Raw genomic sequence first — 17,957 nt, 5'->3', positions numbered from 1 at the left:
TGTTGGACCACTACCCGCAGGTCGGGCCAGAGTGGGTAGCGGTTCCTGAAACCGACCGATCTTCTTGGAGTCGCGTTGTACACCGCACACCCCGACCGCTACGCCGACATGCCCTACCGGCGCACCGGACGCAGCGGCCTGAAGCTCCCCGCGCTGTCGCTCGGACTGTGGCACAACTTCGGCCCGGACCGCCCGGTCGAGACGCAGCGGGCCATCCTGCGCCGCGCCTTCGACCTCGGCATCACCCACTTCGACCTGGCGAACAACTACGGGCCGCCGCCCGGCGCCGCCGAGTCCGCGCTGGGCGAGGCGCTGAAGGCGGACTTCGCGCCCTACCGCGACGAGCTGGTCGTCTCCACCAAGGCGGGCTACCTGATGTGGCCGGGCCCGTACGGCGAGTGGGGTTCGCGCAAGTACCTGCTGTCCTCGCTCGACCAGAGCCTGACCCGGATGGGCCTGGACTACGTCGACATCTTCTACTCGCACCGCCCCGACCCGGAGACTCCCCTCGAGGAGACGATGGGCGCCCTGCACACCGCGGTCCAGCAGGGCAAGGCGCTCTACGTCGGCGTCTCCAACTACTCGGCGGAGCAGACCCGCGAGGCCGCCCGCATCCTCGGTGAGCTGGGCACCCCGCTGCTCATCCACCAGCCGCGCTACTCGATGCTCGACCGCCGCCCCGAGAGCGAGGGCCTGCTCGACGCCCTGGACGAGCTCCAGGTCGGGTCGATCGTGTTCTCGCCGCTGGAGCAGGGCCTGCTGACCGGCCGCTACCTGAACGGCATCCCGGAGGACTCCCGGGCGGCGAGCGACAGCCCGTTCCTGAACTCCGAGGCGCTCACCGAGGAGCTCACCGGCAAGCTGCGCGCCCTCGACGACATCGCCAAGTCCCGCGGTCAGTCCCTCGCCCAGCTCGCGCTGGCCTGGGTGCTGCGCGGCGGCCGGGTGACCTCCGCGCTGGTGGGCGCGAGCAGCGCCCGGCAGATCGAGGACAGCGTCGGCGCCCTCGCCAACCTGGACTTCGACGCCGAGGATCTGACCCGGATCGACGCGGTGATCAACGGCTGACCCGGACCGGCGCGGTGATCAACGGCTGAGCCGTTCCGTCAGGCGTACGGTCACCGAGTCGCCCTCCTGTTTTCCGATCGCCTTGCGCACTTCGGCATTGACGGGGAGTTTGTGGGTGCCGTCCCCGAGGGCCATGAACGAACTCCGGAACGGATGTCCGTCGACCGTTCCGCGGATCTTGACCAGTCCGCGAGTTCCGAAGAATTCGACGGACTCCGGCCAGACGACATAGGTCCAGCCGCCTTTCGCCGGGCTCTTGCGCAGCACGGCCGTGAATTCGGCGTTCATGATTCCGTTTGCGCTCATGGCGTCCTCCGCTCGCGGTGATCTCCCATGGGGTGGACCGCCGCGGGCGGAGGAATTCATCGCCGTCGGCCTCAGGCTCCGTCGGGCACCCGGTCGAGGAATCCGAGGACGGCGGTGATCCGGTCCTGCGCGTCCAGGGTGATGACGTCGGATCCGGCCACCGGCGCCGAACCTTCCCCGGCGCCCCCGGCCTCGCTCACCAGCTCCCAGGAGAAGCGGGCCGTGTCGTGGTGGCCGTCCACAGCGCCGGTGAGCCGGAAGACGAAGCCCGGGAACTGCGCCTGCGCCCCGGCGATCACCGCGGTGATCCGCTCATGGCCCCGGACATCCGTCAGTGGGTCGGTATAGCCTCCGTCCACGGCCCACGCGGCGGTAACAGCCTTGGCCAAAGCCTCGGGGTCACGCGCGTTCCAGGCCTCGAAGTAGCGAGCGACGGAGTTCTCGTAACGGTCGGTGTTCGCGGACATCGTGAATCGGCCCCCAATGAGGTCATCGATACTGGTCAGGACCCGGATCCCGGTATTCGCCGATCCGGTGTGACCACCTTGCCCGCGTCCGCCGCCCGGGTCGATTACCTGTCGGGTAATGACGACGGGATCGGGGGCTCGCCGCATTTCGGCCATGAACGGCAGGGAATATGCCAAGAGACTGGCCGGAAAGTCATGGTGACAGTGTTTCAAGAGTGAACATACTCGAAGGTCAGGGGCAGTTCACCCCACAGGAGCCGCACGGAAAGCGAGGAACGACCGGCCGGCGAGCACCGGGGGAGAGAGACGTGCACGACGAATTCCTGTGCCATGTCACCGCATACGGCGTCTGCGACGGCCGGCGGATCGGCGTACCGCTCGGCACCTATCGTGCCCCGACCCTGGCACTCGCCCTGTGGTGGCTGCGGGACCGGGCCTCCTGGATGGCCGAACGGCTGGATCCGCGACCCGAGAGCGAGCACATCCCGCCGGGCGCCCTGGTCCCGGTCGCCGACAACGTGCCGGACGTGCCGGAGCTGTTGCGGGCCTGGTGTGCCGACATGGGCCGGCAGGAGCTGGTGGCCGACGAGTTGGCGGGCGGACGGCTGGTGCGGATCGCGATCAGCGACGAGACCACCGAGTACGAGCTGCTCGCCGAATCCGTCGACGCCCTGCGGATGCAGCGGACCGTCCCGGCGCTCGTCCTCCCCGTCGGCTGAGATTCCCGCGGCCCGTTGGGCGCGTAAGGGTGCGAATCGATAGAATTCGGACATGGTGGAGCGACCGGTCTCCTCGACCGCGCCCGAACTCGTGCTGGAGACCGAGACGGGTTCCAGCGTGCTGATCCCGGGCCACGACTACCGCATCGGACGGGACCCGCTCAGCGACATCGTCATCGACGACACCCGCGTCTCCTGGCACCACGCGGTGCTGCGGCCCGACGGCGACCACTGGACCCTCGCCGACGAACACAGCACCAACGGGACCTACACCGACGGCCGGCGCGTCCAGGAGTGGGGAGTCGGCCCCGGCAGCGTGATACGCATCGGCAGCCCGGACGACGGTCCGTACCTGGTCCTGTCGGGCCGGCCCCCGCCCCCGGCGGAGCGCCCCTCGGCGGTGTCCATGCCCGGCGTGACGGGCACCTTCCGTGAGCCCACCACCGTCCGGCCGATGCCCTCGCGTACGATCCGCATCGGCCGCGCCGCCGACAACGACCTCGTCGTGGACGACCTGGTCGTCTCGCGCCGGCACGCGGAGCTGCGCGCGCTGCCCGACGGCGGTCACGAGATCGTCGACCTCGGCAGCCACAACGGCACCTACCTCAACGGGCTGCCCGTCACCAGGGCCCCGCTCGACCCCGGCGACATCGTCGGCATCGGACACTCGGACTTCTGTCTCGTCGGCGACCAGCTCCAGGAGTACGTCGACACCGGTGAGGTCTCCCTCGACGTACAGGACCTGACCGTCGCCGTCGACCGCGGCCGCAAGGTCCTGCTCGACCACGTCTCCTTCCCGGTGGGGGAGAAGTGCCTGCTCGCGGTCGTCGGCCCCAGCGGCGCCGGCAAGTCCACGCTGCTCGGCGCGCTCACCGGCCAGCGCCCTGCGGACCACGGCACGGTCGTCTACGACGGCCGCGACCTCTACCGCGACTACGCCGAGCTGCGCCAGCGCATCGGACTGGTCCCGCAGGACGACATCCTGCACGCCCAGCTGACCGTGCGCAGCGCCCTCGTCTACGCCGCCGAGCTGCGCTTCCCGCAGGACACCGCCAAGGCCGAGCGCCGCGAGCGGGTAGAGGAGGTCATCCGCGAACTGGGGCTGGAGCAGCGCGCGGGCCAGCCCGTGCACACGCTCTCCGGCGGTCAGCGCAAGCGCGTCAGCGTGGCCCTGGAACTCCTGACGAAGCCCTCGCTGCTCTTCCTGGACGAGCCGACCTCGGGCCTCGACCCCGGCATGGACCGCTCGGTGATGCACATGCTGCGCGGCCTCGCCGACGACGGCCGTACCGTCATCGTCGTCACGCACAGCGTCCTCAGTCTCGACGTCTGCGACCGGCTGCTGGTGCTCGCGCCGGGCGGCAGGGTCGCCTACTACGGACCGCCCGAGGACGCGCTCGCCTTCTTCGGCTTCGAACAGTGGCCGGAGGCCTTCGAGGCCTTCGAACGCGACCAGGAGCGGGACTGGGCCGGGGAGTACCGGGACTCGCCGTTCCGGCGGCAGTACGTCGTCAACGACAGCGAGCAGCCCCGGCTGCCCCGCTCCGGCCCGGTGGTCATGCTGCCGCCGCCCCGGCCGCGCAGCAGGGCCGCCCAGCTCGGCACCCTGGTCCGCCGCTACGCGACCGCGCTCGCGGCCGACCGCACCTTCCTCGCGATCATGATCGCCCTGCCGTTCGTCATGGGCGCGATGGCCCGCGCCCTGTCCGGCGGCGAGCTCGACCGGGAGCACGCGATGAACGTGCTGCTCATCCTGTGCGTCGGCGGCGTGCTCACCGGCGCGGCCAACGCGGTGCGCGAACTCGTCAAGGAACGGGTGATCTACCGGCGGGAACGCGCCGTCGGCCTGTCCAGATCGGCGTACCTGATGTCCAAGGTCGTCGTCCTCGGCGCGGTGACCGTCGTCCAGGCGGTGGTGCTGACCCTCGTCGCCCTGCTCGGCGTCGACCTCAACGCTCCCGGCGGCGAAGGCGTGCTGATGCCGCCCCTGGCCGAGATCACCGTCGCCGTGGCCCTGCTGGCCTTCACGGCCATGATGCTCGGCCTGCTGATCTCCGCGCTGGTCCACAAGGAGGAGGTGACGATGCCGCTGCTGGTGCTGCTCGCCATCGTCCAAGTGGTGTTCTGCGGGGCGCTGCTGACCCTGGACGGCGTGCCCGGCCTGGAGCAGCTGTCGTGGCTGGTGCCCGCACGGTGGGCGCTCGGCGCGATGGCCGGCACCATCGGTCTGTCCAGGATCGTGCCCGGGGACATCACCGCGGATCCGCTCTTCGAGCACTCGGTGGGGGTGTGGCTGCTCGATGTGGGCATGCTCGTGGTGCTCTCGGCGGTCTGCGGATTCCTCGTCTCCCGGCTGCTGCGGCGGCACGAGCCGGCCGTGATGCGGAAGTAGGGGCGGGCCCATGACGACTCCCGGATTCCGGCCCACCCACGTGGTCCCCCAGCACGGCATGCCCGCCTGGGAGGCCCCCGACCCGGCCCGCCCCACCGTGCCCCTCGACCCGCTGCTGCCGGTCCGGCTCATGGAGCGGCGCGGTGACTGGGGGCGCGTGCTGTGCTCCAACGGCTGGTCGGCCTGGGTCGACGGCCGCTATCTGGTCGCCGTCCCCCAGGACCCGCCCCGCTCGGACGCCCCCCTCGCGACGGCCGCCGACCCGCGCCCGCTGCTCGGCCGCGCCGAACAGGCGCTGGCCCGGTACCGGGCGGCGGTGGAGGAACTGGCCGACGCGGGCCTCGACGGCGAGTCCTTCCGGCGCCGCACCCACGGACTGCGGATCGGCGTGGTCGTCGACGGCGAGGACGTGTGGCTGTACGACCCGGCGCGCGAGCGCTGGCTGTACGGCGACGGCACCCGCCTCAGCACCTACGCGGCCGACCGGGCGCCGGAAGCGGCCGAGGCCCGGGACCGGTCGCAGGCCGAGGCCCAGGACCAGGACCACACCGCCACCCGGATCGTGCATCCCGACCGGCGATCCCGATGACCTACGGGACGACCCCCTTCTCCGGCCGGCCCTCCGAGCTGGTGGGCCGGAGAATCGCCGGCTACCGCATCGAGAGCGAGATCGGACGCGGCGGCATGGCCGTCGTGTACCGCGCCCACGACCTGCGGCTGGACCGGACCGTCGCGCTCAAACTGCTCGCCCCGGAACTGGCCCGCAACGACGTGTTCCGCAAACGCTTCACCCACGAGTCGCGGGTGGCCGCGGCCATCGACCACCCGCACATCGTGCCCGTCTTCGAGGCGGACGAGACCGACGGGGTGCTGTACATCGCCATGCGGTACGTCGACGGGAGCGATCTGCGCCACCTCCTCGACCGCGAGGGTCCGTTGCCCCCGGCCACAGCCGTTCGTATCGCCGCGCAGGTCGCCTCGGCGCTGGACGCCGCCCATGAGCACGGGCTGGTCCACCGGGACGTCAAACCCGGCAACGTCCTCGTCGCCCGCGGCACCGACAGCGACCACCCCGAGCACGTCTACCTCACCGACTTCGGTCTGACGAAGAAGTCGCTCTCCCTGACCGGCTTCACCTCGGTCGGCCAGTTCGTCGGCACGCTCGACTACGTCGCCCCCGAGCAGATCTCCGGGCAGCCGGTCGACGGCCGCTGCGACGTCTACGGCCTCGCCTGCGTGGTCTACGAGTGCCTCGTGGGACGCCCGCCCTTCCTCCGCGACGACGACATGGCCCTGCTCTGGGCACACCAGAATGCCGATCCGCCCCCGCTGACGCCGGCCCGTCCCGGCCTCCCCTCGTACCTGGACGCGGTGTTCGCCCGGGCCCTCGCCAAGAGCCCCGAGGACCGCCATCCCACCTGCGGGGCCTTCGTCGCCGAGCTGAGACCGACGCCGGGCGCCGGGCTCACGCCCACCCACCCGCCGACGGAACTGGCCGAGGCCCCGGCTTCGGCGCCGCAACCCCCGCCCTGGGCAAGCCCGGTCTGCGACCCGCTCGGTCGCGGTTGACCGGCGGGGCGGCGAGTGACCGGCGGATCGGTGGGGGGCGCGTCGGTGACCGCGCGGGCCCTGTCCCGGTGACCGCAGGGGTGCGAGCGGGCCGAGAGGCCTGTCACCGCCTTCGCCGCTGTCACGGGGGTCTCGTCCCGCCCCGGCGGCGCACCGCTCCCGCCAGCAGGCCGCCCAGGAAGCCGGTGACCAGCCCCCACACTGCGGCGAGACCCAGCGCCGACCACACCTCGGGACGCAGGAACAGCTCCCCGGACAGATCGCCGCCCAGATCGCCGATGCCGAGCACGGACAGGCCGTAGTGCGCCGAGATCCGGCCCACCAGACAGATCATCAGCACCGTGAGCACCAGCGCCACCGCCATGCGCACCGCGTGCCGCCAGGCACGCGTCCCGGCGGGGGAGTGGGCCGCCATCACGAACGCGGCCAGCAGCAGCAAGGCCGCGTCCACGGCGACGAGCCACCACACGCGGCCGTCGTGCTCGGCGAGGGTGGCTAGGTTCAGCCGCGCGTCGTCCGGGCTGCGCAGCACCTCGTCCAGCACCCGCGGCATCGGCAGCGCGAACGGACCCTCGACCCGGCCGTTCCAGGTGGCGCCCAGCCCGATCGTGAACGCGAGCCACACCAGATTGGGCAGGCCGAGCAGGATCACGGCGAAGGTCTCGGAGGCGTGTCCGCGGGTCGCCGCGACGACGAGCGCGACCACGAGGCCCAGGACGACGCAGCAGAGCAGCAGCAGGACCATGGCGTACGCGGCGGGCCGCACCGACCGGTGCAGGCGCAGCAGCCCCGGCGGCAACGGGGCGCCGGGCGACACCAGCAGCGCCAGCACCAGCACACCGGCCAGCCACACCAGCCCGACGACAAGGGTGAGGGGAACGTCCGTCGTGAAGCCGACCTCGGGGCTGATGTCGAACAGTTCGCCGAGGTCGCTCAGCGTGTCGTCGCCCAGGGGGATCGCGAAGGTCTGCCGGGCGGCCAGGGCCAGCGCGAGGAGGCCGAGCAGCCACAGCACGGCGATCCGGGCCGCCCACCCGGCCAGTTCCGCGGCGCCCGCCACCGCCCGGTGCCGCAGCGGCCGCAGGAACCCGGCGCCCACCACGAGCGCCCCGACGAGGGTGACGGACAGCGGGATCACCGTCAGACCGGCCTGGGTGTCGGCGAGCCCACCGGCGTTCCCGGAGAGCTCGACCGTGCCGCCGACGCTCGTCACGACGGTCGCCGCGACCACCCGCGGAAAGGCGCCCTGTGGCAGATCCGTGGCCCCGGCCGCCCACAGTCCCAGCGCCGCCACCAGCCCCATGGCGATCAGCCCGGCCAGTGCCACGACGATCGCCCGCACCCAGCCGTGGCGGGATACTGCCTGGTCGTGCGGGGTGTACGCGCTCACCCTGCCACGCTAAGCAGCGCCGGGGGAGCGCGCCTGTCGGGAGGGCCGTCCGCGCCCCGCTTGCGAGCCGCGCCCGACCGGCGCACACAATGGTTCGTTGCGGAAGAAAGCGGCGCATGTCCGACAGTCCGCCCCTGCGGGCCCCGTCGGGTCCCGCCGGGTCCCGCCGATTCCTGTCGGGTCTCCCGGGTCTCACGGGTCTCCCGGGCCTTCTCGGGGTCGGCTGTCGAAGCGCTGCGGGAAACCCACGTGGGGAGTGCTCGTGAGCGCAGAACCGCCCTCTTCCGGCCGACCCACGGGGCCGCCCTCCGGCCCGTTGGCGGGTCCGCCCTCCCAGCCCCCGTCGGGCCCGCCCTCGGGTCCGCCCTCCCAGCCTCCCTCGGGACCGCCCTCCCGGCCGTCCGGCGCGGGCTTTCCGGGGGACGGCGACGGGGAACCGCGCCGGAGCCGGTGGAAGTCCGGGCCCCGGATCGCGTTGATCACCACGGCGGTGGTGGCCGTGACGGCGCTGGCCGTGGTGCTCGCCCTGGTGAACGGCGGGGGCTCGGGATCCGGCGGAGGGGCGTCCGGCCAGGTCGGCGAGGTCTTCATGCAGCCCGCCGGCAAGACGGGCCCGGAGCCCTACATCAAGCCCGTCGTCGACGACAGTTCCTTCCCGCCCGCCTCCGTCGCCCCGTCGGGCTCCTCGCCGCCCGCGGACACCGTCTCCGGTGTCGACGGCGGGGACGACGGACTGTACGGCGGCACCCGCAACGTCTCCAGCTGTGACGTGGAGCGGCAGATCAAGGCCCTCCGGGCGGATCCCGCCAAGAACCGGGCCTTCGCCTCCGTGGCGGGCGTCGCCCCCTCCGGGGTCCCGGCCCACCTGCGCTCCCTCACCCCGGTGCAGCTCCGCCTGGACACCCGCGTCACCAACCACGGATACCGCGACGGCGCCGCCACCACCTACCAGGCCGTCCTGCAGGCCGGTACGGCCGTCCTGGTCGACCGGCACGGCGTGCCGCGGGTGCGCTGCGCCTGCGGCAACCCCTTGACCCCGCCGCTCGCCCAGCGGGCGGGGTTCAAGCGGACCGGCGACCCGTGGCCCGCGTACAGCCCGGCGACCACCGTCGTGGTCAAGCCCTCCGTGACCGTGATCGACGTGTTCGTGCTCTACGACCCCCGGCACGAACACCACTGGTTCGCCCGCCGGCCGGGCGACAAGCCGCACCAGGACCGGCCGACCCGGCCGCCGGCGAGGCTCACGCCGTCCATCACGGTCAGCACGCCGAGCCCGCCGACGGGCGACGGCCCGCGCACGTCCCCGCCGTGCGTCTCGCCGCCCGCCGACCGGCCGCCGGGCTGCCCGCTGCCCCCCTCCTCCTCCGGGTCGGCCACGGCGCCCCCGTCCTCGGAGCCGCCGTCCTCGGAACCCCCGTCGAAGGAACCGCCGTCGAAGGAAGCGCCGTCCTCGCCGTCCTCGAGCTCCGAGTCGCGGAGGCTCGCACCCCCCTCCTCGGAGTCCCCGTCCTCCGAGCCCCCGTCCTCCGAGTCCCGCTCCGGCCAGCACCTGGTGCCCGACTCGCCGGGTTCCGGGTCCCGGTCGAGCTCACCGTCCGAACCCACGAGCGAGCCCGAAAGCTCCTCCTCGGCCTCGCGGCTTCCGCCGACGGGCGGCAGCACGAGCCAGTCGCCTCCGACCTCGGCGGTTTCCTCCGGCGTCAGCTCCGCGGCCCCCGGCGCACCGGCCGGCTCGACAGCCGTGTGAGGCATCCGTGACCGTGCTGCGTACAAGAGGAAAACTGACCTGGACTGCGCGGCGCATCACGGGGTACGAGCACAGATGCACACCCAGCGGCGTCCGGCCATTCCGGCCTTCGAGAGAGAAACGCATGATCGAGTACCTGGACGGGGCAGTGATACCTACTGGTTTCGACGTACCCGTGGAACCGCTGCGGCGGGCGGCGCACTACACCGGTGAGCCCGGCTGCATAGCCGAGGCCCGAGCCTTCGCCGCACACTTCGTCGACCAGCTCAGGACCGAGTGGTGCGCCACGATCGGCGACCGGGTGAGCGGTGAGGTGCTGCTGGTGGTCAGTGAACTGATCACCAACGCCGACCGGCACAGCAACGGCCCGTACATCCTGGAACTGGAGGGTACGGAGTCCTCGGTCACGGTCTGCGTCTACGACAGCAGCGACGCACTTCCCCTGCGGTTCCCCAAGGACCCCGAGCGCATCGGCCGGCACGGTCTGGAGATCGTCCACGCGGTGGCGGCGGAGGTCACGGCCGAGCGCGTGCCGGTCGGCAAGCGGGTCCGGGCCGTGCTGACCTTCGCGTCGTAGGCCCGCGGGGGCGCGCCCCCGCGGGCCGGGGCTCTCAGGCGTGGTCCAGCTCGTCCAGCATCCCGTGGCGCAGGCGCGCGATGATCCGCTTGATCAGGCGGGACACATGCATCTGCGAGCAGCCGAGCCGCTCGCCGATCTCCGCCTGGGTGGCCTCCTCCACGAACCGCAGGTGGAGGATCTGCCGGTCGCGCTCGCTGAGCTCGGCCATCAGCGGGGCGAGCGAGTGGAAGTCCTCGACGAGCCGCAGCCTCTCCTCCTCCACGCCGATGAAGTCAGCGAGGACCGACTCGCCGTGCTCCGGGCCGTCCCCGGTGAGCGCCGCGTCGAGGGAGGAGGAGTTGTAGCCGTTGGCCGCGATCTGCGCCTCGACGACCTGGCTCTCCGCCAGGTTCATCAGGGTGGCCAGCTCCGGCACGGTCGGGTCCCGGTCCAGGCGGCTGGAGAGCTCGTCGCGTGCCTTGGCCAGCTCGACGCGCAGTTCCTGGAGCCGCCGCGGCACGTGCACCGCCCACGTCGTGTCCCGGAAGAAGCGCTTGATCTCACCGACGATGTACGGCAGCGCGAACGAGGTGAACTCCACCTCACGCGAGACCTCGAACCGGTCGATGGCCTTGATCAGGCCGATCATCCCGGTCTGGACGATGTCCTCCATGTCGTCCCCGCGGCCGCGGAACCGGCCGGCCGCGAACCGCACCAGGGACATGTTCATCTCGATGAGGGTGTTGCGCGCGTACTGGTACTCGTGGGTCCCCTCCTCGAGGACAGCCAGCCGCTGGAAGAACTGACGGGACAGCTCCCGCGCGTCCCGCGGAGCCACGCTGCGGGGTGCCTCGATGCCCGGGAGCGGCGCGCCGGCGGTGCTGATGGCTACGGCGGTGTCCTCGACGGCCTTGGCCTCTGACCGGATCACGGCGGTCTCCCTTGCCTCTCCCAGTAAGGTCACGGTTCGGCGTCTGCTGTACTCGGTCCGTGAGCGGGCACCGGCAGGCAGACCCACTCGGGTGGCGACTACCCCGTCCGCGGCGACCCATGCACCCGGGATGCGCACTCTCGCGACGCCGGGGCGTTTCGTCCGATTCCACCGAGGGCGCAACGCCCGGCCCTTCCGGAGGCGGCCCGCTTTCCTAGGCTGGGGAGGTGAGCAACCAAGCGTTGAACCGAGCCCGCGTGATCCCGCTGCGCCCGCCTGCCGAGCGCCCGGGCAGCGCCGCCACCGTCTCTCCCGCCGCGCCCGCGCCTCCGCGGCCCGCCCCGCGCGAGCCGTTGTGGCGCGATCTGGTCGGGGACGTCCTGCGCCGTGAGCGCCAGGCCCAGGAACGCACGCTCAAGGACGTCGCCGACTCGGCCCGTATCTCCATGCCCTATCTCTCGGAGGTGGAGCGGGGCCGCAAGGAAGCCTCCTCGGAGGTCCTCGCGGCCGCCGCCCACGCCCTCGGCCTGAGCCTGGGCGACCTGCTGGCGCGGGCCCAGGGCGAGCTGATCCGGCTCGGCAGCCGGCCCTCCACCCGGCATTCCGCCCGCGGCCGCACGGTCACGTCGTCGTACGACGGCCTCTGCCTGGCCGCCTGACGAGCCGCGCGGGCCGGCGTCTCACACCGTCACGGGACGCCGGCTCAGCACCTCGTCGGCCAGTCCATAGGTCACCGCCTCCTGCGCCGTGAACACCTTGTCGCGGTCCATGTCCGCGCGCAGGGTGGCGATGTCGTGGCGGGTGTGCCGGGCCAGCACCTCCTCCACCTGGGCGCGGATGCGGACCATCTCCTTGGCCTGGAGCGTCAGGTCCGAGACCGTGCCCTGGCGGCCGCCGCTGGCCGGCTGCCCGAGCAGCACGCGCGCGTGCTCCAGGACGAGCCGTCGGCCCGGATCCCCGCCCGCCAGCAGTACGGCCGCGGTGGACGCCGCCTGCCCGACGCAGAGCGTCGAGATCGGTGCCCGGACGAACGTCATCGTGTCGTAGATCGCCATCAGCGAGGTGAACGAGCCGCCGGGGGAGTTGAGGTAGATCGAGATCTCGCTCTCCGGTGACGCCGCCTCCAGATGGAGGAGTTGAGCGATGACCACGTTGGCGACGCCGTCGTCGATCTCGGTGCCGATGAAGATGATCCGCTCGGACAGCAGGCGGCTGAACACGTCGTACGACCGCTCGCCCTGCGGGGTCCGCTCGACCACGTTCGGAATCGTGTAGGTCCCCATGTCACATCCCCACCCGTCGCTTCTGCGCGGCCGGGCGGACGTCCGCGAGGGACTCCACGACCCGGTCCACGATGCCGTACTCCCGGGCCTCCTCGGCGGTGAACCAGCGGTCGCGGTCACCGTCGCGCGAGATGGTCTCCGGCGACCGGCCGGTGTGCTCGGCGGTGATCCGCTCGATGGTCCGCTTGGTGTGCTCCAGGTTCTCCGCCTGGATCTCGATGTCCGCCGTGGTCCCGCCGATCCCGGCCGACGGCTGGTGCATCATGACCCGCGCGTTCGGCAGCGCGAACCGCTTGCCGGAGGCGCCGACGCTGAGCAGGAACTGGCCCATGCTGGCCGCGAAGCCCATGGCGAGCGTCGAGACGTCGTTGGGGATCAGCCGCATGGTGTCGTAGATGGCGAGCCCCGCGTGCACCGACCCGCCGGGGCTGTTGATGTAGAGGGCGATGTCGGTGCGCGGGTCCTCCGCCGACAGGATCAGCAGCTGCGCGCAGACCCGGTTCGCGGAGACCTCGTCGACCTGGGTGCCGAGCAACACGATGCGCTGGTTGAGCAGTTGGGCGGCGAGCTGGTCGTCGAAGCGGGAGGGTGCGGTGTCGCCCTCCCCGGCACGGGGAGCGAGCGTGGTGCGTGGAGTCATCGGTTCTCCTCGTCGTGGCGTGACTGCCGTCGACTCCACTGTTGACCCGGGGAGATGCCGGTACGCGGTTTCTCTGCCCGCGGCAGATTCGCCACGGGCAGAGCACCCCTCGCCCGGCTCGCGGACTCAGCCCCCGTCGCGCAACTGCCTGAAGAACGCCCGTACGTCGCCCACCAGCAGGTCGGGCTCCTCCAGCGCCGCGAAGTGGCCGCCCCGGTCGAACTCCGTCCAGCGCACCAGGTTCTCGGTGCGTTCGGCCTTGTGCCGCAGGGGGATCTGCGGCTCGGCGGGGAACAGGGCGAGCGCGGTCGGCACGGTCGACGGTTCCCGGGGCGCGGCCGTCCGGCCGGTGGCGTGCTGACGCTCGTAGTAGATCCGGGCGGACGAACCGGCCGTCCCGGTCAGCCAGTAGAGCATGACGTTCGTGAGGAGCCGGTCGCGGTCGACGGCTTCCTCCGGCAGCTCCTCACAGTCCGTCCACTCCCGGAACTTCTCGATGATCCAGGCGAGTTGGCCGACCGGCGAGTCGGTGAGCCCGTACGCGAGCGTCTGCGGGCGGGTGGCCTGCTGGAGGTAGTAGCCGGTCTCCTCCGCCGCGAACGCGACCCACCGGCGCCACGACCGCAGGGTGTGCTCCCGCTCCTCGGGGCTCATGGCCCGGAGCTCCTCGGGCGTGGGCTCGCGGGTGGCCTGCGCGCCCGGCAGCAGGTTGAGATGGACGCCGATCAGCCGGTCGGGGTGGGCGCGGCCCAGCTCGCGGGAGATGACCGAGCCCCAGTCGCCGCCCTGTGCCCCGAACCGCTCGTAGCCGAGCCGGCCCATCAGCTCGGCCCACGCGTCGGCGACCCGCCCCGCCTCCCAGCCGCTCTCCGCGACGGGCCCGGACAGGCCGAAACCGGGGACGCTCGGTACGACGGCGTGGAACGCGTCGGCCGGGTCCCCGCCATGGGCCGCCGGATCCGTCAACGGGCCGACCACGTCCAGAAACTCGACGATCGAGCCCGGCCAGCCATGGGTGAGGATCAGCGGGGTGGCGTCCGGCTCGGGGGAGCGGACGTGCGCGAAGTGGACGTCCGTCCCGTCGACGACCGTGGTGAACTGCGGCCACTCGTTGAGCAGCGCCTCGGCCGCGCGCCAGTCGTACTCGTGCCGCCAGTAGCGGACCAGCTCCCGCAGGTAGCCCGTCGGCACGCCGTACGACCAGCCCGTCGCGGGCAGCCCCCGCGGCCAGCGGGTCCGGTCCAGCCGGTCGTACAGGTCGTCGAGGTCGCTCTGCGGGATGTCGAGACGGAACGGCCGCAGGCCGCTGTCGGCGCCGGATGAGGTCATGCGCCGGATGTTAGTGGCGCCTGCCGCACCGGCCATCCGGATTACCCCACGCCCCGAGCGATGACTTCCGGGGCGAACGGCAGTCGACACTGATGACCGCGTTCCACCGCCCAGGAGGTACTCATGACCACCGACGGATTCACCACGTGTCTCTGGTTCGACGGCCAGGCCGAGGAAGCCGCCCACTACTACGTCTCGATCTTCAAGAACTCCAGCATCGGTGACATCGGCCGGTACAACGAGGCAGGTCCCGGCCCGGCCGGTTCCGTGCTGGCCGTGGAGTTCACGGCCAACGGGCAGAAGTTCGTCGGCATCAACGGCGGCCCGCAGTTCACGTTCAGCGAGGCGATCTCCTTCCAGATCCACTGTGCGGACCAGGCGGAGGTCGACCACTACTGGACCAGGCTCACCGAGAACGGCGGCGAGCCCGGCCCGTGCGGCTGGCTCAAGGACAGGTACGGCCTGTCCTGGCAGGTCATCCCCGACGGACTGATCGAGATGATCAGCGACCCCGACCCCGAGAAGGCCACCCGCACCACCAAGGCCATGTACGCCATGGGCAAGCTCGACATCGCCGCCCTGAAGAAGGCCTACGACGGCGAGTAGGGAGCGGTCGCCGAGGGTGCGCCGCCGGTCCGGGCCTCGGCCAGGATCTCCCTGATCACATGCCGGGAGTTCTTTGCCAGGGGCGGATTGGTCTCCTGGTAGTACGGCAGCTGGATCAGTGAGATCGACAGTGCCCAGCCCCGGCCGCGCGCCCACTCGGCGTCGTCCGCGCCCACCCCCTCGCGGAAGACGGCGCGGGCCGAGGCGGGGAGCAGATTCCAGGCGACGATCAGGTCCACGGCCGGGTCACCCACCCCGACGCAGCCGAAGTCGATCACCGCCGTCAGCCGTCCGTCCCGGACCAGCACGTTCCCGGGCATCAGGTCTGCGTGGGCCCAGGCGGGCGGTTCGCTGTGCTCAGGCGCCCTCAGTGCCTCTTCCCACAGGGCGGTGACCGCGGTGGTGTCGATCCGCCCCGCCAGCCGGGCGAGGGCGTCGCGGGTGGGGGTGTCCCGTTCGGCGAGCGGGACACCCCGTGGGTTCGGCGGCCCGCCCCGCGTCCCGATCCCGCGCAGGGCGGTGACGAACGCCGCCAGGTCCGCCGCCAGCGCCCGGGGCTTCTCGACGGCGCCGGCGACCGGATTGGCGCCGTCCAGCCAGCGGTAGACCGACCAGGGCCAGGCGAACCCCTCACCGGGCGCGCCCAGTTCCAGCGGGACGGGCGCGGCCACGGGCAGCTTCGGCCCCAGCCGGGCCAGCCAGCGCTGTTCGTGCGCCACGCTCTCGACGGCGCCGGGATGCCGGGGCAGCCGCACCACCTTGTCGGCACCCAGCCGGTACATCGCGTTCTCGGTCCCGGAGGAGGCCAGCCTCCGCACCGGGAGTCCGGCCCACCGCGGGAACTGGCCGGCGACGAGCCGGCCCACCAGCGGGGCGTCGAGGTCGACCTCGTCGGCATGCATCTTCGGCGCGCGCATGCGACCCATTGCAGAGGACCGGCCTCGCCGCTGTCCAACGGATATTCAGACCCGGTCGGCCGCGATCAGCAGGTACTGGAAGCTGCCGTTGCGGTAGGCGCTCAGGAATGTCTCCTCGATGCCGGTGACCAGGTGGTCGGCCTGACTGCGCAGCTCCCAGTAGGGGATGGCCGCCTCGGTGAGGTCCTCCACATGGACCGGCACCAGCCGGTTGCGGGCCAGCGCCCGGAAGTACGCCGAGCGCGGATGGATGTCGCAGATGTAGTGGGCGTTGATGAGCGACACCTTGCGCGAGGCCTGGCCGTAGGCGTCGTTGTAGCAGCCCGTGATGACGACATAGCGTCCGCCGCGGCGCAGCAGCCGGGCGTGCTCGGCGAACAGCAGGTCCAGCTCGACGTACATCGTCGACTCGTTGTTCCACGAGGCCGCGTAGGCGCCGGTCTCCAGACGGGTGTCGAGCATGTTGCGGTGGTGGTAGCGCACCTGGTCGTCGATGCCCCGCTTGCGGGCCTGCTCGTTGGCGAACTCGGCCTGCTTGGCGGAGATGGTGACGCCGTCCGCGTGGCAGCCGTAGCGCAGATTGGCCGTGACACTGCCGCCGCCGCGGCCGCAGCCGGCGTCGAAGACGCGGTCGGCGGGAGTGAGCCGGCCGAGGCTTGCGGCCAGCAGTTCGGCCTGGGCGTGCTCCAGCCGGTGCAGTTCGGCGGTGACGCGGTCCCGGCGCAGTTCCGCGTCGGGTTCGTCGAGCACGGACCAGTCCGCCTCACCGACGCCGTAGTGGTGGTGGTAGAGGTCGTCGATTCTGCCGAGTTCGAGGTTGACCGGGTTCTCCTCGGCGTTCCAGTAGTCCGCGACGCGGTTCTGGTACGTGGACTGGATGGGCACCGGGACGGTCTTGGTGCCGGCGTCGTGGGCTGTGGTCAACGGTGGCTCCTCATGGTGCTGTGCGTGACGGTGGGTCGAAAAGGCTGCGGTCACCAGTAGTCGGGCAGGTGGTAGCGATGGGTGTTGGTGGCGTGCCACTCGTGGTTGCCGGCCACCCAGTCCGACAGCCCCCGGAGATAGCGCTCGACGAGCGGCGAGGTGGCGGCGAGCACGGCCGACTCCTCCTCGAACGCGTCCATGATCTGGTTGTGGATCTCGACCGACCGCAGATAGGCGGCCTTCAGCCCGCGCCGGTCGTTGGCGGCCACCACCTGCGGCAGATTGAGATGGGTGGGGTCGGCCGCCAGTTCCTTGGTGAAGGAGTACAGGTCATTGACGATCGTGGTGGCGTTGCAGGCCAGCGCGGTGACCCGCTGGATCTCCGGACGGGCGTAGAGCTGCTCGGGCAGTTCGTAGCCGTCCACCGCGTCGACGATCGACAGACAGGGCCGGAAGTTGTTGAACTGCCGCATCACCAGGTACTCCCAGATCCGCGGCACGTACCGCGTCTCGCCCCAGGCCGCCTCGCCGAGGTAGCCCAGGTGCAGCCGCGCGATGTCGTGCACGAACCGGTTCGTCTGGCTGGGGGTGGCCAGGGCCGCGTAGTCCTTCAGCGCCCCGTGGTACGAGCGCAGCGGACCGTCGGCCTGCACCCCGCGCGCCCACTCCCGCTGGAGGTCGGGCGGGCCGTGGTAGGGGTCGAGCGCCGACTGGGCGATGATCAGCCGGCCGCCCAGTCCGCTGCGCGAGCCGCCCTTGTCCTCGTCCTCCTCGCAGTAGCAGTTGTCGACGATGTTCTCGGCCAGCAGCAGTTTGCCGGCCACCGTCAGGCGCTCCAGGTCGAGCGCGCGCGGATGCTGGAGCACCACGGCGCGGCCGAACTGGAAGCCCGCGAAGTCCCCGTTCCAGGCGGTCGGGAACAGGTCCAGGCCGCGGGCCCACTCCTCCAGCCTGCGGTCGATCTCCGCGGCCTTCTCCGGGTCGGCGGGCTCCACCTCCCGGTGCCGCAGACCGGGGACGGCGCCGCCGCGCCGGGCCCGCAGGCTGCGGGCGAGGTTCGGCGGTCCGGGCAGCGCACTCCCGGTGCTCGTGGGCGTGCTCATCGCGAAC

The 17,957-nt window shown here is 71.8% G+C and carries 19 protein-coding genes; 9 read left to right on the top strand and 10 right to left on the bottom strand.

What is annotated here, in order from left to right; genetic code table 11:
• The first annotated feature begins 75 nt into the window (after positions 1–75).
• A complete protein-coding gene (gene mgrA, locus ASD48_RS31180) occupies positions 76–1,068 on the top strand; it encodes an L-glyceraldehyde 3-phosphate reductase (protein ID WP_057605155.1) in 993 nt (330 codons plus the stop codon).
• An 18-nt stretch (positions 1,069–1,086) separates the two neighbouring features.
• Here mgrA and ASD48_RS31175 read toward each other — a convergent pair whose 3' ends face one another.
• Complete coding sequence (locus ASD48_RS31175) at positions 1,087–1,374, bottom strand: DUF1905 domain-containing protein (RefSeq protein ID WP_242432792.1); 288 nt, start codon at positions 1,372–1,374, stop codon at positions 1,087–1,089.
• A gap of 71 nt (positions 1,375–1,445) precedes the next feature.
• A complete protein-coding gene (locus ASD48_RS31170) occupies positions 1,446–1,841 on the bottom strand; it encodes a nuclear transport factor 2 family protein (RefSeq protein WP_057605153.1) in 396 nt (131 codons plus the stop codon).
• Between the two features lie 308 nt (positions 1,842–2,149).
• Here ASD48_RS31170 and ASD48_RS31165 point away from each other — a divergent pair, with 308 nt between their 5' ends.
• From ASD48_RS31165 to ASD48_RS31150, 4 genes are read left to right on the top strand one after another with little or no spacing between them, the layout of a single operon-like run.
• Positions 2,150–2,560 (top strand): hypothetical protein, encoded by a 411-nt coding sequence (locus ASD48_RS31165; protein ID WP_057605152.1) that lies wholly within the window; start codon positions 2,150–2,152, stop codon positions 2,558–2,560.
• Between the two features lie 52 nt (positions 2,561–2,612).
• On the top strand, positions 2,613–4,952 hold the full coding sequence (locus ASD48_RS31160; RefSeq protein ID WP_057605151.1) for an FHA domain-containing protein: 2,340 nt from the start codon (positions 2,613–2,615) through the stop codon (positions 4,950–4,952).
• Positions 4,953–4,962: 10 nt separating this feature from the next.
• Positions 4,963–5,541: a hypothetical protein gene (locus ASD48_RS31155; protein ID WP_057605150.1), complete on the top strand. Its 579-nt coding sequence runs from the start codon at positions 4,963–4,965 to the stop codon at positions 5,539–5,541.
• Positions 5,538–6,521 carry a serine/threonine-protein kinase gene (locus ASD48_RS31150; RefSeq protein ID WP_057605149.1) on the top strand — a complete coding sequence of 328 codons (984 nt, stop codon included), beginning with the start codon at positions 5,538–5,540 and terminating at the stop codon, positions 6,519–6,521. Before ASD48_RS31155 ends, ASD48_RS31150 begins: the two co-directional genes overlap by 4 nt.
• Before the next feature lie 121 nt (positions 6,522–6,642).
• Here ASD48_RS31150 and ASD48_RS31145 read toward each other — a convergent pair whose 3' ends face one another.
• Positions 6,643–7,911, bottom strand: a complete 1,269-nt coding sequence (locus tag ASD48_RS31145; RefSeq protein WP_057605148.1) for a streptophobe family protein — start codon at positions 7,909–7,911, stop codon at positions 6,643–6,645.
• Positions 7,912–8,386: 475 nt separating this feature from the next.
• Between ASD48_RS31145 and ASD48_RS31140 the strand changes: the two genes are divergently transcribed.
• Both ASD48_RS31140 and ASD48_RS31135 read left to right on the top strand, forming a co-directional pair.
• Positions 8,387–9,658: a DUF6777 domain-containing protein gene (locus tag ASD48_RS31140; RefSeq protein ID WP_242432791.1), complete on the top strand. Its 1,272-nt coding sequence runs from the start codon at positions 8,387–8,389 to the stop codon at positions 9,656–9,658.
• A 124-nt stretch (positions 9,659–9,782) separates the two neighbouring features.
• Positions 9,783–10,235, top strand: coding sequence for an ATP-binding protein (locus ASD48_RS31135; RefSeq protein ID WP_057605147.1), 453 nt, complete (start codon positions 9,783–9,785; stop codon positions 10,233–10,235).
• A 34-nt stretch (positions 10,236–10,269) separates the two neighbouring features.
• Here the strand turns inward: ASD48_RS31135 and ASD48_RS31130 are convergent, their stop codons facing one another.
• Entirely contained in the window at positions 10,270–11,103 is an 834-nt protein-coding gene (locus ASD48_RS31130) for a SigB/SigF/SigG family RNA polymerase sigma factor (protein WP_242432808.1), read from the bottom strand.
• Between the two features lie 272 nt (positions 11,104–11,375).
• On the opposite strand from ASD48_RS31130, the gene ASD48_RS31125 reads away from it, so the two are divergent.
• Positions 11,376–11,807: a helix-turn-helix transcriptional regulator gene (locus ASD48_RS31125; protein WP_057605146.1), complete on the top strand. Its 432-nt coding sequence runs from the start codon at positions 11,376–11,378 to the stop codon at positions 11,805–11,807.
• 21 nt (positions 11,808–11,828) lie between these two features.
• On the opposite strand, the gene ASD48_RS31120 is transcribed toward ASD48_RS31125, so the two are convergent.
• The 3 genes from ASD48_RS31120 to ASD48_RS31110 form a co-directional block, all read right to left on the bottom strand.
• Entirely contained in the window at positions 11,829–12,431 is a 603-nt protein-coding gene (locus ASD48_RS31120; RefSeq protein ID WP_057605145.1) for an ATP-dependent Clp protease proteolytic subunit, read from the bottom strand.
• Position 12,432: 1 nt separating this feature from the next.
• Positions 12,433–13,071 carry an ATP-dependent Clp protease proteolytic subunit gene (locus tag ASD48_RS31115; RefSeq protein ID WP_057605144.1) on the bottom strand — a complete coding sequence of 213 codons (639 nt, stop codon included), beginning with the start codon at positions 13,069–13,071 and terminating at the stop codon, positions 12,433–12,435.
• A 126-nt stretch (positions 13,072–13,197) separates the two neighbouring features.
• Positions 13,198–14,400, bottom strand: coding sequence for an epoxide hydrolase family protein (locus ASD48_RS31110; protein WP_057605143.1), 1,203 nt, complete (start codon positions 14,398–14,400; stop codon positions 13,198–13,200).
• Between the two features lie 123 nt (positions 14,401–14,523).
• On the opposite strand from ASD48_RS31110, the gene ASD48_RS31105 reads away from it, so the two are divergent.
• Complete coding sequence (locus ASD48_RS31105; RefSeq protein WP_057605142.1) at positions 14,524–15,006, top strand: VOC family protein; 483 nt, start codon at positions 14,524–14,526, stop codon at positions 15,004–15,006.
• Here ASD48_RS31105 and ASD48_RS31100 read toward each other — a convergent pair.
• The 3 genes from ASD48_RS31100 to ASD48_RS31090 are packed head-to-tail and all read right to left on the bottom strand — an operon-like array spanning position 14,991 to position 17,950.
• Complete coding sequence (locus ASD48_RS31100) at positions 14,991–15,923, bottom strand: aminoglycoside phosphotransferase family protein (protein WP_057605141.1); 933 nt, start codon at positions 15,921–15,923, stop codon at positions 14,991–14,993. The genes ASD48_RS31105 and ASD48_RS31100 overlap by 16 nt on opposite strands.
• A gap of 45 nt (positions 15,924–15,968) precedes the next feature.
• Entirely contained in the window at positions 15,969–16,847 is an 879-nt protein-coding gene (locus tag ASD48_RS31095; RefSeq protein WP_057605140.1) for a geranyl diphosphate 2-C-methyltransferase, read from the bottom strand.
• Positions 16,848–16,897: 50 nt separating this feature from the next.
• Positions 16,898–17,950 (bottom strand): family 2 encapsulin nanocompartment cargo protein terpene cyclase, encoded by a 1,053-nt coding sequence (locus tag ASD48_RS31090; protein ID WP_057605139.1) that lies wholly within the window; start codon positions 17,948–17,950, stop codon positions 16,898–16,900.
• Positions 17,951–17,957: the final 7 nt, after the last annotated feature.

The sequence above is a fragment of the Streptomyces sp. Root1310 genome (assembly GCF_001426425.1).
Lineage (GTDB): Bacteria > Actinomycetota > Actinomycetes > Streptomycetales > Streptomycetaceae > Streptomyces.
This window is presented reverse-complemented; position numbering and strand designations above follow the sequence as displayed.